General features: G+C 72.5%; 12 protein-coding genes and 1 pseudogene. 6 read left to right on the top strand and 7 right to left on the bottom strand.

The window, feature by feature from the left end; genetic code table 11:
* The 3 genes and pseudogenes from UK12_RS01365 to UK12_RS36260 form a co-directional block, all read right to left on the bottom strand.
* Positions 1–223: pseudogene (locus UK12_RS01365) on the bottom strand (hypothetical protein); the annotation flags it as partial.
* Positions 224–272: 49 nt separating this feature from the next.
* The gene (locus UK12_RS01370) at positions 273–1,250 is read right to left on the bottom strand and encodes an ABC transporter permease (protein ID WP_045298563.1); all 978 of its coding nucleotides are present in this window, start codon (positions 1,248–1,250) and stop codon (positions 273–275) included.
* 559 nt (positions 1,251–1,809) lie between these two features.
* Positions 1,810–4,062 (bottom strand): peptidoglycan binding domain-containing protein, encoded by a 2,253-nt coding sequence (locus UK12_RS36260; protein ID WP_156178480.1) that lies wholly within the window; start codon positions 4,060–4,062, stop codon positions 1,810–1,812.
* Between UK12_RS36260 and UK12_RS01380 the strand changes: the two genes are divergently transcribed.
* Positions 4,049–4,333: a hypothetical protein gene (locus tag UK12_RS01380; RefSeq protein WP_156178481.1), complete on the top strand. Its 285-nt coding sequence runs from the start codon at positions 4,049–4,051 to the stop codon at positions 4,331–4,333. The genes UK12_RS36260 and UK12_RS01380 overlap by 14 nt on opposite strands.
* A 499-nt stretch (positions 4,334–4,832) precedes the next feature.
* Here UK12_RS01380 and UK12_RS01385 read toward each other — a convergent pair whose 3' ends face one another.
* The 3 genes from UK12_RS01385 to UK12_RS01395 all read right to left on the bottom strand — a co-directional run bounded on the left by UK12_RS01385 (position 4,833) and on the right by UK12_RS01395 (position 6,569).
* Positions 4,833–5,312, bottom strand: a complete 480-nt coding sequence (locus UK12_RS01385; RefSeq protein WP_197084456.1) for a DUF6113 family protein — start codon at positions 5,310–5,312, stop codon at positions 4,833–4,835.
* A complete protein-coding gene (mshB, locus tag UK12_RS01390; RefSeq protein ID WP_197084478.1) occupies positions 5,309–6,232 on the bottom strand; it encodes an N-acetyl-1-D-myo-inositol-2-amino-2-deoxy-alpha-D-glucopyranoside deacetylase in 924 nt (307 codons plus the stop codon). The genes UK12_RS01385 and mshB overlap by 4 nt, the downstream gene beginning before the upstream one ends.
* Positions 6,233–6,374: 142 nt before the next feature.
* On the bottom strand, positions 6,375–6,569 hold the full coding sequence (locus UK12_RS01395) for a hypothetical protein (protein WP_045298568.1): 195 nt from the start codon (positions 6,567–6,569) through the stop codon (positions 6,375–6,377).
* 314 nt (positions 6,570–6,883) lie between these two features.
* Here UK12_RS01395 and UK12_RS01400 point away from each other — a divergent pair, with 314 nt between their 5' ends.
* The 5 genes from UK12_RS01400 to UK12_RS01420 all read left to right on the top strand — a co-directional run bounded on the left by UK12_RS01400 (position 6,884) and on the right by UK12_RS01420 (position 12,781).
* Positions 6,884–9,013, top strand: coding sequence for a S9 family peptidase (locus UK12_RS01400; protein WP_045298570.1), 2,130 nt, complete (start codon positions 6,884–6,886; stop codon positions 9,011–9,013).
* Positions 9,014–9,217: 204 nt separating this feature from the next.
* Entirely contained in the window at positions 9,218–10,198 is a 981-nt protein-coding gene (locus tag UK12_RS01405; RefSeq protein ID WP_045298572.1) for an ABC transporter ATP-binding protein, read from the top strand.
* Positions 10,195–10,917, top strand: a complete 723-nt coding sequence (locus tag UK12_RS01410) for an ABC transporter permease (RefSeq protein WP_045298574.1) — start codon at positions 10,195–10,197, stop codon at positions 10,915–10,917. Before UK12_RS01405 ends, UK12_RS01410 begins: the two co-directional genes overlap by 4 nt.
* An 8-nt stretch (positions 10,918–10,925) precedes the next feature.
* Positions 10,926–12,179 carry a sensor histidine kinase gene (locus UK12_RS01415; protein WP_082119231.1) on the top strand — a complete coding sequence of 418 codons (1,254 nt, stop codon included), beginning with the start codon at positions 10,926–10,928 and terminating at the stop codon, positions 12,177–12,179.
* On the top strand, positions 12,176–12,781 hold the full coding sequence (locus UK12_RS01420; RefSeq protein WP_045298576.1) for a response regulator transcription factor: 606 nt from the start codon (positions 12,176–12,178) through the stop codon (positions 12,779–12,781). Before UK12_RS01415 ends, UK12_RS01420 begins: the two co-directional genes overlap by 4 nt.
* A 151-nt stretch (positions 12,782–12,932) precedes the next feature.
* On the opposite strand, the gene UK12_RS01425 is transcribed toward UK12_RS01420, so the two are convergent.
* Complete coding sequence (locus tag UK12_RS01425; RefSeq protein WP_045298578.1) at positions 12,933–13,793, bottom strand: transglutaminase-like domain-containing protein; 861 nt, start codon at positions 13,791–13,793, stop codon at positions 12,933–12,935.
* Between the last annotated feature and the right edge of the window lie 15 nt (positions 13,794–13,808).

Raw genomic sequence — 13,808 nt, forward strand, 5'->3', positions numbered from 1 at the left:
CCATGTAGTCGTGGAAGGTGTAGTCGTACTTGTCGAACAGCGGGCCGACGTAGGCCGCCAGGAAGAGCAGGACCAGGATGCCCAGGCCCACCAGGGCCATGCGGTTGCGGGCGAACCGGCGGACGGTCAGCCGGGCGCGGCTCTGCCGCTTGGGCTGGCGCTCACCGGCGGTCGCGGTGGCGATCTCGACGACGGCCGTATCGGTCGTGGGCTGCGTGCTCATGGCTTCTTCTCCTCTGCTGAGTAAGGGACGTGATGCTCGGTCGGGCGCGTCAGCGCACCCGGACACGCGGGTCGAGCGCCGCGTACATCACGTCGGAGAGGATGCCTGCGATGAGCACCAGGACGGCGGTGAACAGGGCGACCGCGGCGGTCGCGTTCACGTCGTTCCGGGTGATCGCGTTGACCAGCAGCTCGCCCATGCCGTGCCAGCCGAAGGTCTTCTCGGTGAAGGTGGCCCCGACGAACAGCAGGACGATGTTGTAGACCAGCAGCGGGACGACCGGCAGGATCGCGGTCCGCAGGCCGTGCTTGACCAGGGCGGCCCGGCGGCGCAGACCCTTGGCCCGGGCGGTCCGCAGGAAGTCGCTGCCCAGCACGTCGAGCATGGTGCTGCGCTGGTAGCGGCTGTAGAGGCCGACCTGGATCAGGATCAGCGTCAGACCCGGCAGCAGCATGTGCTCGGCACGGTTTCCCAGCGCGGCGAAGTCCCAGCGCCCGGCGAACTCGGGGTCGGTCTCACCGGTGAAATGGATGGTGCCCGCGCCCAGGAACTGGATCGACGCCAACTTCAGGAACAGGCCGAGTACGAAGGTCGGCATGGCCAGAATGAAGAACGACGCCAGGGTGGAGACCCGGTCGAACAGTTTGTACTGCTTGATCGCGCCCAGTGCACCGAGCGCGACACCGCCGATCGAGCCGATCAGCGTGGCCAGCACCAGCAGCCGGGTGGAGACCCCGATCCGGCGTCCGACCTCGTCGTTGACCGGCGAACCGTCGATGGTCTTGCCCAGGTCGCCGTGGACGACGCCGTTCGCCCAGGTACCGAACCTGGTGACGATCGGCGTGTTCGGGTTCATGTTCACGTCATCGAGGGTCTTGTAGATAGTGGCCTTCGACAGCGGAGGGTTGCGACCTTCGTAGTTCGCCTGCGGGTGCAGGCTCAGGCCTGCTACGAAATATGAGAGGGAGGCTGCAAGGACGACCAAAATCAGATTATTGGCCAGCTTGCGCAGCAAATAGCGACCCAAGGTGGTTCTCTCCCTCGTGCGGTCCCGCGTTCGCCGACTGCACAAGGCCCCGTCTGCGCGATCCGTAAGGATGGCGGGTCCCGCACTTGGTGCTGAGGGGCGTCTCGGATGTCGGACTGTTGGTCAGAAATGCGCCGGCCGCTGTGGAACGGCTTGCTGCCACATCTTGCTGACCTCGTGAACGCTTGTCGACCGGCGTGGGATCAAATATTGGTAACGCCGCACCCATTGCATGAGGTCGAGGGCCGTTTTGACCATCGGTTCATGGGCTCAAGACGCAGGCTGCGGGCCATATTTCAGGTCTGAATGCCCTCGGAACACAGGGTTTCGCAGCCGTGCGATGTTTGCTGCACTATGTCCGGTTATGAACCGCCAATGGCGAGGACTCGCCAGCTGGGCCCGGGAAACGGGACTGTCCGTTATCGCGCGTATATGTCCCGTGTTCGAGCAATTGCGGCCGTCGCAGGGGGTATCGGCGGAATGTGAACGGCGCGGGTCCGAGTACGCCCGAGGCCGGGACCTGCGAACAGGTCCCGGCCTCGGGATGCGGCGGAGCGGGTCAGACCTGGAAGCGGTACACCCGGTCCTTGGCGGCGCTCTTGTCGACGACGGAGGCGATGCCCTCCGCGACGTCCTGCGGCGTGACCTGTACCAGGGCGCCGTTCTTCTTGATCTTGACCTTGTCGAATGAGACCTTCTTCAGCGCGTCGTTCAGCTTGTCGAGGTCCCACTTCAGGGCCATCTTGCCGGAGTCGTCCGGCGCCAGGATGAGCGCCTGACTGGCCGTCACCTTGCCGAAGTCGAACTTCTTGACGCCCGCGTAGACCGACACCGTGCCGTTCAGCACCGACTTGCCGAGGCCGTCGGCGGCGGCCTGCAGGGCGTCCGCGGTGACCTTCGGCTGGGCCGCGGCCACCGGTACGGTCACCACCGCGTCCGGCTTGCCGGCGGCCCGGTCCCGGTACGCCTGCTCGATCAGGTCCATCGCGGCGTTGGCGTCCACGGCCTGCCCCGCCTTGCCGGGGACCACCTCGGTCTGACCGTCGGCGGTGAAGCGGACGAAGCCCTCCTGGAGGCCCTGGCTGGACTTGCCGCCGAGGGAGTCGAGCGCGGCCTTCAGCTTCGCCCGGTCCACCTTCACCTCGGGCTCGACGGCCGTGCTGCCGCCCTTGAGCGAGCCGATCACCTGGACCGGGTTGTAGCTGTGCTTGGTCAGCCCGTCCACGGTGGCCGTGGTGTCGAAGCTCAGACCGGCGGTGGACGGGTCGAGATCGACCGTCTGGTCACCCAGCTTGAGCTTCAGCGGCGCCTGTCCGGCCTTGCCGACCGAACCGTCCAGCGTGCTCACCGCCTGGTCGCGGGAGTCGCCGCCGATCTCCGTGCCGAGCACCGTGGTGCCCTTGGGGATATCGGACTGATTGAGCATCAGGCCGGTTCCGTAGGCGGCGGCCCCGGCGAAGAGCACCCCGCCGACCGCGTAGGTGGCCAGCTTGCGTCCGCGGCCGCGACGGGGTTTGGCGGCCGGGGCGGACTCGGACGCGGGTTTGGACTGGGCGCCCTTGTCGTCCTTGTCCTTGTCGTCGCTGTCGCCCTTCGGGGCGGCCGGGCTCTGGGGGCCCGTGGGCTTCTCGGCGTCCGGCGGGACGGACCCGAAGCCCGGGGCGGACGGCGCCTGCCCGGCGCCCTGCGGCTGACCGGAGAAGGGCGACGGGCCCGGGGCGGCGGCTGCGCCCGGTGTGCCGGGGAACGGCGAGGCCGGTTCGAAGCCCGGGGTTTCGGCGAAGCGGCCCTGGGTGGGCCGGCCGTCGGCGAAGGGGCGGGCCCGGTCGGAGGCCGAGGGGCCCTGCGGGCCGGGGCCCGGGCGGTTGGGAGCGAAGGGATCGGTGCCGGGCGCCCCCGCAGGGGTCGCGCCGAACGGGTTGGCGGCGGGCAGCCCGGATATGGCGGCCGACTGCGGGCCCTCGCCGATCGGGTCGAAGCCGCCGATCTGGGTGTCCTGCGGCTCACCGGTGGACGCGGCCGGACCGGTGGCCGAATCGGCGCCCCTGGGAGCGGCCTGACGGCGCGGCGCTGCGGCCTCGGTCCGGAACGGGTCCGCCTGGCCGGAGTCGGGCGCGAACGGGTCGGCCTGAGCCGGTCCGCCGACGAAGCGTCCGCCCTGGCCCGGGTTGGGCGCGAACGGGTCGCCCTGCGCCGGACTCGGCGCGAACGGGTCCGCCGGGGCCTGGCCGCCGGCGAAGCGCCCACCCGGTGCCGGGCTGCCCGCGAACGGGGCCCCCTGGGCGGGGTTGCCCGCGAACGGGTCGTTCCGCGCGGGGTTGGGCGCGAACGGGTCAGCCGCGGCCTCACGGTAGGGGGCGGCGGCGTACGGGTCGTTGGGGACCGGCCCGCCCATGCCGAAGGGAGTGCCCTGGCCGGGGCCCCGGCCGATGCCCTGCCCGGCGTCCGGCCCGAACCCGGCATCGGCCTGCTGAGGCGGCCGGCCGGCCGCGAACGGGGAGGCGGAGCTACCGGGCAGATCCTGGCCCGGGGCGCCCTGACCCGGCATCGTGTGCTCCTGGGCGGGCAGCTGCTCCTGGCCCGCCCGCGCGGCGGCCTCGGCACCGGCTCCCGCAGCTTCGGCACCCGGGCCCGGCTGCGCCGGTCCGGCATCCTGCTGACGGCCCCGCTGGCGCGGCCGGAACCACTCGCCGGTCGACTCGGGGGAGCCGCCCTGGGTCTCGGCGCCCGGCTGCGGACGGCCGTTCTGCCACTCCGGCGGCAGGTTCGGCGGTGTCGAGGTCCGGGCGGTGGGGTCGATGACCCCGAGCACGGGGGAGGAGGGGGTGGCGGAGCGGTGCCGGGGCAAGCTCGCTCCGGCCGGACCGGCCGGTTCGGCCGGAGCGGTCTCCTCGTTCTTCACGGTGCTGCGCATCACCACCGGCGGGATCGGCCGGGATCCGGGGATGTTGATCCGGATCCTGGTGGTCAGCGTGGTCTCGGTCTTCGGCGTGTCGTCCTCGGCCGCCCCCGGCTCGGTCGCAGACGGGCCTTCGCCCCTCGGGCCAGGGGCAGCCCCGGGCCCGAACGGGTCGGCGCCGTAGCCGTTCGGGAGGCCCGTGCCGTAGGGCGGGGTACCCGACGGGTACGCGTCCGGGCCGTCCCCCGGTCGCCGACCTGGGGGAACGTCCCGGCCCCCAGGCTGGGGGCGGGAGCCCCCCTGTCGGCGCGGCGGGTACGCGCTGTCAGATTCGCGGCTGCTCAATGCTGCTCTGCTCCGGGTTCGCAGCCGCACTGTGGAACGGCGACCGCGGGTTGTGGGGCGTCAGCCCGCTCGGGCGGCCAGTGCTGCCGCGCGACGGACCGGACAACCCCTCCGACACCAGTCTTGTTTTCGTGTTGGCTGCGGCAGGCCGCCGACCTTGCGATTGGGTGAAGCTACCTGCTCGTCCCGTGCACCGCATCGACCGGGGCGGTTCTGCCGTTGCACCACCTTACTGGGAAGAAGTGCACGGCGAACTGGTTCGGAATGAACCTGATACGTCCGGGTTCCTCCGATATGAGCCTACGTGCGGAGCACTCTGACTGCTCGTCGCGGGGGGTTCAGCGCCTCGGCCCTGCGGCTCCGAAACCGAACCCGCCGCGGGTCGGCAGGGTGGCGCAGATCACGCCGCCGACGGCGCCGAGGAAGAGGTAGGCGTACGAGGTGAGGTCCGCGGACAGCACGAAGTCGCCTTCGGGCCGAGGGCTCATCAGCACCAGCAGCATCAGGAACCAGCCCCCCAGCGGAACTCCCGCGCCCAGCTTGGTGCCGGTGAGCCGCAGTCCGCCGTAGAAGAGGCCGAGGCTGGCGGCCACCGCCAGCAGCATCCCGAACGGCGGCCAGAGAGCCTGCACGAAGCACCCGCAGAGCGAGACCAGCAGGCCGAGTACGAAGAGGAACACGTACGCCACGATCCGCCAGGCGCGCGGGGGCTGAGGCTCGGCCAGCCGCTCGGCCTGGGTGCCGAGCACCCGGACGGGGAGGCTGCGCCGCCGCACGGCCGGGCTCTTCGCGGGGCTGCTCTTCGGGGGAGTGCTCATCGGAGGGACTCCGCGTTCGCCGGGGCGCTGTCCGAACCTGCCGCCTGCCGACCGGACATGTCCGGTTCCACCGGGTCGAGACCCGCGAACAGATCGGTCTCGGGGAGCTCGCCGCCCGGTTCGCCGCGGACCAGCTGGTAGTACTCGGTCGCCACGATCGGCTGCGCGAGGTGGTTGCTGAGCGCGAAGAACTCGCCGCTCACGCTGATCTGGGTGAGGTGGGCCCGCAGCGCGGCCGTCTTCACCGCGGTGTGGGCGGTGCCGTCGACCACGGTGGTGATCACCTCGTCGTCCACCACCCCGGGGATGTCCGAGACCCGGGCCACCCCGGGGAACGGCCTGCGGGCGGCGGCCTCGGCCAGGCCCCGGTCGATCACCGAGCGCGGCATCCGGGTCCAGTAGACCTTGGCGATCCGCCAGGGAGCGCCCAGCTCGGCCCCGTACGCTGGGTCGGCCGCCAGCTCGTACGCGCGCATCGCGACCAGGTGCGCCTTGATGTGGTCGGGGTGGCCGTAGCCGCCGTTCTCGTCGTACGCCACCAGCACCTGGGGCCGGACCTCGCGGATCACCGCGACCAGGTGGCCGGCGGCCTCGTCCACGTCGGCCTGCCAGAAGCAGCCGGGGACGTCGTTCTCGGGCACGCCCATCATCCCGGAGTCCCGGTAGCGTCCGGGGCCGCCGAGGAAGCGGAAGTCGGTGACCCCGACCACACGCATCGCGGCGGTCAGCTCGCCGATCCGGTACCGGCCCAGGGTGTCCTCCCGATCGGCCGTCAGATGGGCCAGTTCGGGCGGGATCACCTCGCCGCCCTCGCCGAGGGTGCAGGTCACCAGGGTGACGGAGGCTCCCTCGGCGGCGTACCGCGCCATCGTGGCGCCGTTGCCGATCGACTCGTCGTCGGGGTGGGCGTGCACCAGCAGCAGGCGCCGGGTGGGCCGGTCGGTGGCAGAGGTCATGGACAGCAGCCTATCGACCGGTGCCGGGACGGCAGTGCCCGGCGGCCGAAGGGTTCCGGGCGGGCCGGCCACCGGGCCGCTCCCTGATCCACCGTCCGCCGGGCCGCTAGAGCTTCAGGCCATTGAGCATCCCTGCCAGGTTGCTGGTCACCGCCTGGATCGACGGGGCGATGGAGCTGGACGCGAGGTAGAAGCCGAGCAGCGAACAGATGATCGCGTGTGCCAGCTTGAGCCCTGACCGGCGGATCAGGACCACCACGATGACCAGCATCAGCATGGCTGCGGAGATGGACAAAGCCATGACGGCTCACACCCTTTCTCGGGTGCGCCACCCTCGGCGAGGGCGGCGGTCGGGACGTGCGGGACAAGCTCTCGGCCCGGACCGGACGCGGGGTGCGGGCACACCTGGAGGCGACGATTCCGAATCGACGAGACAAGGAATACCCGATCGGTGAGGATTGCATTACTTTCCGTGAGTCCGCATGGTCGGGGCACGGAGGCGTCAGTGGGGCGCATGGCCCGGTGGGAAGGCGTGTCGGGGCCGCGCGGAGTCACTTCGGGGCGCTGCTCCGAACGAGTGATCACCGTGTCGGCCAGGCCGTAGGGTCTGGTGCCATGACCACCGACACACCTGCGGACACCTTCCCCCGGCAGCATGCGCGGACCCTGCGCTACACCGTCGGCGCGCCCCGGTCCTTCACCGTCGCACCCGACGGCTCCCGGGTCGTCTTCCTGCGGTCGAGGTCCGGCCGGGACCGGGCCAATCTGCTCTGGACGCTCGACACCGCCACCGGCGAGGAGCGGATCGCCGCCGACCCGGCCGCCCTGCTCGGCGGCGGCGAGGAGAACCTCTCCGCCGAGGAGAAGGCCCGCCGCGAGCGCAGCCGTGAGGGCGCGGCCGGGATCGTCGGCTACGCCCTGGACGGCACCGGCGCACTGGCCGCCTTCGCCCTGTCGGGCCGCCTGTTCACCGCCGACCCCGCCACCGGCGCCACCCGTGAACTCCCCGCCGCCGGGCCCCTGCTGGACCCGCGGCCGTCGCCCGACGGCAGCTACGTCGCCTACGCCACCACCTCCGGCCAGCTGCGGATCAGCCGCACCGACGGCAGCGAGGACCGCGCGCTCGCCGAGCCGGAACAGGACGGAGTCACCTGGGGGCAGGCGGAGTTCATCGCCCAGGAGGAGATGGACCGCGACCGCGGCTACTGGTGGTCCCCGGACAGCGACCGCCTGCTGGCCGCCCGCGCCGACGACGCGCCCGTCCGGCGCTGGTGGATCGCCGACCCGGCCAACCCCGCCAGCACCCCCGCCGAGATCGCCTACCCGGCGGCGGGCACCCCCAACGCCGAGGTCGGCCTCTGGCTGCTCGGCCTGGACGGCGCACGCACCGAGGTGCGCTGGGACCGCGAGGCCTTCCCCTACCTGGCCCGGGTGCACTGGTCGGCGGGCGGCGCACCGCTGCTGCTGGTCCAGGCCCGCGACCAGCGCAGCCAGCAGATCCGTACGGTCGACACCGCCACCGGCGAGACCGCGCTGCTGGTCGAGGAGCGGGACGAGGTCTGGCTGGAGCTCTTCTCCGGCGTCCCCGCCTGGACCCCGGACGGGCGGCTGGTGCGGATCTCCGACGAGAGCGGCGCCCGCGCCCTGGTGATCGGCGACCGTACGGTCACCGGCGACGAGCTGCAGCTGCGCTCGGTGGTCTCGGTCGGAGCCGACGGCGTGCTCTTCGCCGCCTCGGCCGGGGCGGGCGACGCGCCGCTGGAGCCGGGCGCGATCGCTGCCTTCACGATCGGCCTGGAGGACGGCGCGCGGCCCGTCGCGCTGGGCGAGGCGGGAGTGGTGGCGGCCGTCCGGGCGGGCGGGGTGACCGTGCTGTCCTGCGCCGACCCGGGCTGGGCCGGGGCCAGGGTCGAGGTCCTGCGCGAGGGCAAGGTGCTCGCCACCGTCGCCTCGCACGCGGAGACCCCGCTGCTCACCGCCAGGCCGCAGTTCACCCTCGCGGGTGAGCGGCGGATCCCGTGCGCGGTGCTCCTCCCCACCGGGTACGACCGCGAACGGGACGGGCTGCTGCCGGTGCTGATGGACCCGTACGGCGGTCCGCACGGCCAGCGGGTGGTCCGGTCGCACAACCCGCACCTCACCTCGCAGTGGTTCGCCGACCAGGGCTTCGCGGTGGTCGTCGCGGACGGGCGCGGCACCCCGGGCAGCAGCCCCGCGTGGGAGAAGTCGATCGCCTTCGACTTCGCCGGGGCCACCCTCGACGACCAGGTCGACGCCCTCCGGGCGCTCGCCGGGCAGTTCCCGCTCGACCTCGGCCGGGTCGGCATCCGCGGCTGGTCGTACGGCGGCTACCTGTCCGCGCTGGCCGTGCTGCGCCGCCCGGACGTGTTCCACGTGGGCATCGCCGGTGCGCCGGTGACGGACTGGGAGCTCTACGACACCCACTACACCGAGCGCTACCTCGGCCACCCCGCCGAGCGGCCCGAGGTGTACGCGGCCAACTCGCTGATCGAGGACGCCGCGAAACTGGAGCGGCCGCTGATGATCGTGCACGGCCTGGCCGACGACAACGTGGTGGCCGCGCACACCCTGCGGCTCTCCTCGGCGCTGCTCGCCGCCGGGCGCCCGCACAGCGTGCTGCCGCTCTCCGGCGTCACCCACATGACGCCGCAGGAGCAGGTCGCGGAGAACCTGCTGCTGCTCCAGGTCGACTTCCTCAGGAACGCGCTGGCCGTCCGGGGGTGACCGGGCGCGGGGCCCGGCCCGGTCGACCACGTCCGCGAGACGGCAGGTGACCGCGGCCGGGCCGCTCGCGCCCCGTCCGCTCTGCCGGGGCCGCCGGGGCATGACATCCGTCATGGCGAGGACACGACGGCGCACACTGCCGGGGCACCCCCCGATCACGGGAGTCTGAACGGGTCAGGCGATCGAGAAGGGTGTGTGGGGCGGATGAGTACGGTCACGGCAGGGCCCAGGGCGGACGAGGAGGTCGCCGCCTTCCGCAACGTCAGCAAGAGCTACGGCCCGGTCAGGGCGGTGAACGGCCTGGACCTGGTGCTGCGCCCCGGCGAGACGGTCGCGCTGCTCGGCCCGAACGGGGCCGGCAAGTCCAGCAGCCTCGACCTGCTGCTCGGCCTGCGCGACCCCGACCAGGGCAGCGTCTCGCTGTTCGGCGGCACGCCCCGGGCCGCGGTCGAGACCGGCCGGGTCGGCGCGATGCTGCAGAGCGGCGGCCTGATGGGCGACGTCAAGGTGCGCGAGCTGGTGAAGTTCGCCTGTGACGTCCACCCGCGCGGCCACCGGCCGGCCGCGGTGATGGCGGACGCGGGCATCACCGAGTTCGCCGACCGCAGGGTGGACAGGCTCTCCGGCGGTCAGGAGCAGCGGGTGCGCTTCGCCCTGGCCATCGCCGGTGCCAACGACCTGATCGTGCTGGACGAGCCGACCACCGGCATGGACGTCTCGGTCCGCCGGCAGTTCTGGGCGACCATGCGGGCCCAGGCCGACGCCGGACGCACCGTCCTGTTCGCCACCCACTACCTGGAGGAGGCCGACTCGATCGCCGACCGGGTGCTCGTGCTGCACCGGGGCCGGCTGATCGCCGACGGCACCTCCGCGGAGATCAAGGCCAAGGCCGGCGCCCGCCGGATCACCTTCGAACTGCACCCCGCCGACCCGTACGTCGAGGAGACGGCGCTGCGCACCCTGCCGGGCACCGTGAGCCTGGACGTCACCGGCCGCTCGGACGGAGTGCGGACGGTACGGATCCGCAGCACGGACGCCGACGCAGGAGTCGCCGCCCTCTACCGGGCCGGGTTCCACCCGCACGGCCTCGAAGTCACCAGCCTGGGCCTGGAGCAGGCCTTCCTGACCATCACCGGCGAGCAGGACGCCGCCGACGACTTCGCCGACCAGGAGGGCGCGCGATGAGCACCCTGATCCAGCTGGAGATCATGCGCACCCTGCGCAACAAGCGGTACCTGCTGTTCAGCCTGCTCTACCCGGGCCTGCTGTACGTCTTCTTCATCAACGCCTACGGCGGCGGCAGCGTGGCGGGCGGCACCCCGGCGAAGTCGTACTTCATGGTCTCGATGGCCACCTTCGGCGCGGTCGGCGCGGTGCTCAGCAACAGTGCCCAGCGGATCTCGCTGGAGCGCAAGAGCGGCTGGGTGCGGCAGCTGCGGCTGACCGCGCTGCCGGGGCGGGCCTACACCGCCGCCAAGATCGCGTCCTGCGCGGTGACCACGCTGCCCGCGATCGCGGTGGTCTTCGGGATCGGTGCGGCCGAGGGGGTGCGGCTGTCGGCGGCGCGGTGGCTCGGGCTCGGCCTGGCGCTCTGGCTCGGCAGCTTCGTCTTCGCCGCGCTGGGCGTGGCGCTCGGCTACGCGGCGGCGCCGGACTCGGTGCAGCCGATCGTCATGATCACCTACATGCTGATGGCGGTCTTCGGCGGCACCTGGTTCCCGGTGAGCGGCTCGCTGGAGAACTTCGCCCGGTTCGACCCGGTGTACCTGTACAACCGGCTGGCCGGTTTCACCCAGCCGGGACACTCGCTCGACACCACCGCCGTGGGCGGGCTGGCCGGCTTCCTGGTGGTCTTCGTCGCCGCCGCGGCCTACCTGTACCGCAAGGACACCAAGCAGGCATGATGTCCGCCATGTCCAAGATCTCGCCGCCCTCCCGCCCCGTCGAATCCGCGGAGGAGGGGCAGCGGGACTCGTACGGCAACATCCCCGGCGCCCGGGTGGAGAACCGGCGCCAGCTGGTGGTCAAGCTGGCCTGGATGTCGCTGTGGATGATCTACCTGGTCTACCCGGTCAAGGACCTGGCGAGCGGCAGGCACGGCACGGCCGCCGTCGTGGCCGGGGCGCTCGCCCTGGTGGCGTTCCTGACCGCGTACGTCGGCCTGGTCGCGCTGCGTTCGACCCGGTCGGAGTCCGGGCGCGGCAGCTACCTGATCGTCGGGACCATGGTGCTGCTGGCCGTGGGCACCTCGTTCGGGCTCGGCCAGCCCTGGCTCACGCTCTTCACCTACTGCTCGGTCTGCGTGGCCACCGTACTGCCACCGAGGCTGGGGCTCCCCGGGGTGGCCGGGGCCACCGCACTGGCGCTGGCCGTCGCCCTGCTGGTGCGCGCGGACGCCGACACCCTGGCCTCGATCATCCTGCCGTGCTTCCTCGGCGGTCTGGCGATGACCGGCCTGCAGCGGCTGATCTCGACCATGCGGGAGCTGCGCGAGGCCCGGGCCACCGTGGCCCACCTGGCCGCCGCCGAGGAGCGGCTGCGCCTCGCCCGCGACCTGCACGACCTGCTCGGCCACTCGCTCTCGCTGATCACGCTGAAGAGCGAACTGGCCGGGCGCTTCATGGACTCCGACAAGCCGGAGGCGGCCCGGGCGCAGGTCGCCGACATCGAGAAGGTCGCCCGTCAGTCGCTGATCGACGTCCGGGAGGCCGTCGGCGGCTACCGCAGGCCCACCCTGCCGGTCGAACTGGCCGCCGCCCGTACCGCGCTGACCACCGCCCAGGTCACCCTGGAGGCCGCCCCCTCGGTCGCCGGGGAGCACCCCGGCCTCGGCAACGAGGAGGCCGGGGCCCTCGCCTGGGCCCTGCGCGAGGCCGTCACCAACATCATCAGGCACGGCACCGAGGCCACCAGCTGCACCGTCACCATGGACGAGACCTGGGAGGGCGAGGGCGACCGGTACGCCGTCCTGGAGATCACCGACAACGGGCGCGGTCCCGGCAAGTCGGCCCCGGGCAACGGCCTCTCCGGCCTCCAGGAACGCCTGGCCCAGGTCGGCGGCCGGCTGGAGACGGGCCCGGGTCCGCGCGGAAAGGGCTTCCAGCTGCGGGCACTTGTACCGGTCCGCACGGTCACCAGCCCCGCGGCCGATAGTGTGCACGAGTGATCAGAGTGCTACTGGCCGAAGACCAGGGGATGGTCCGGGAGGCGCTTGCCGCGCTGCTCGGCCTCGAAGGGGACATCGACGTGGTCGCGCAGGTCGCGCGCGGGGACGAGGTCGTGGCCGCGGCCGAGGCGCACGACGTCGAGGTGGCCGTGCTGGACATCGAGATGCCCGGGATGACCGGGATCGACGCGGCGGCCGAGCTGCGGCGGCGCCGGCCCGGGACGAAGGTCGTGATCGCGACCACCTTCGGGCGGCCCGGCTACCTGCGGCGCGCCATGGAGGCGGGGGCGGACGCCTTCCTGGTGAAGGACGCGCCCGCGTCCGAACTGGCCGAGGCGATCCGGCGGGTGCTGCGCGGTGAGCGGGTGATCGACCCCGCGCTGGCGGCCGCCGCGCTGGCCGAGGGCGCCAACCCGCTGACCGCCCGCGAGCGGGACGTCCTCGCGGCGGCGGCCGACGGCGCGGTCAACGCGGACATCGCCAAGCGGCTGCACCTCTCGGAGGGCACCGTACGGAACTACCTGTCGATGGCGATCCAGAAGACCTCCGCCCGCAACCGCGCCGAGGCGGTCCGGGTGGCCAAGGACAAGGGCTGGCTCTAGCACCCCTTCCAGGTGAGCCACCAGGGGCAACGGGTGAGCCCCTGAAAACAGATCGTCACCTCGGCCGTGTGCCGGAGGTCAGTGGGGCGTCGTACCTTCCGTCTCGCGCAGTTCCCCGCGCCCCTGAAGACGAATGGCCCCTGGAAACCGGTCAGTTGAGGCGGTGGCGGGCGGCGCGGGCCTCGTGGCGGACGCGGCCGGCGGATTCGGGGTCGAAGGCGTCCAGGATCTCGGCGTAGGCGTCCATCTCGGCCGCACCGGCCAGGAAGTGCCCGGTACGGACCAGGAGTTCGGCCCGTTCCAGGCGCAGGCTGGCCGGGTGGCGGGGCAGCAGCAGGGCGAGTTCGGTGGCCCAGAGCTGGGTGCGGGCGTGCTCGGGGCGGTCGGAGGCCCAGCTGCGGATGTTGCCGAGGACCCGCAGTACGGTGTCCAACGGCTGTGCGGGCGTGAGGAGTTCCGGCGAGAACGCGTGGCCGGTGGCGGCGACCAGCTGTTCGACGTCGTCCAGGTCGAGCAGCCGCCCGCCGTGGAAGGGGTCGGCGAGCACGTACTCGTCGCCCCCCGCCGGGCCGCCCACCGCGACGATGAAGTGGCCGGGCAGGGCCACCCCGCGGACGGTCAGCCCGGCGCGGGCGGCGACCGCGCACCAGACCAGCGAGAGCATGATCGGCAGCCCGCGCCGCCGCCGCAGCACGTCCGGCAGCAGCGAGGACTCCAGCCGCCGGTAGTCCGAGGGGCGGCCGTGGAAGCGCTCCCGTCCGCCGAGTACGGCGGCGAGCAGCGCGGCGGTCTCCTCCGGGGTGGCCGGGGCCCGCTCGGCCACCGCGCGCCGGACGGCCGCCGCGTGCCGGTCGAGCGCTACGTGACAGGCGGTCAGTAGCTCGTCCAGGGTGGCGGGTTCGTCCGGGTCCGCCAGGATGGGCTCGGCGGCGGCCAGCAGGCAGAGCAGCACCGGATCGGGATGCTCTGCCCTGGCCTCGGCACGGAAGCGTGATCTGCTCTGCTCGGTCAACAGAAGCCTTCGTCG

Source organism: Saccharothrix sp. ST-888 (assembly GCF_000955975.1).
GTDB lineage: Bacteria > Actinomycetota > Actinomycetes > Streptomycetales > Streptomycetaceae > Kitasatospora.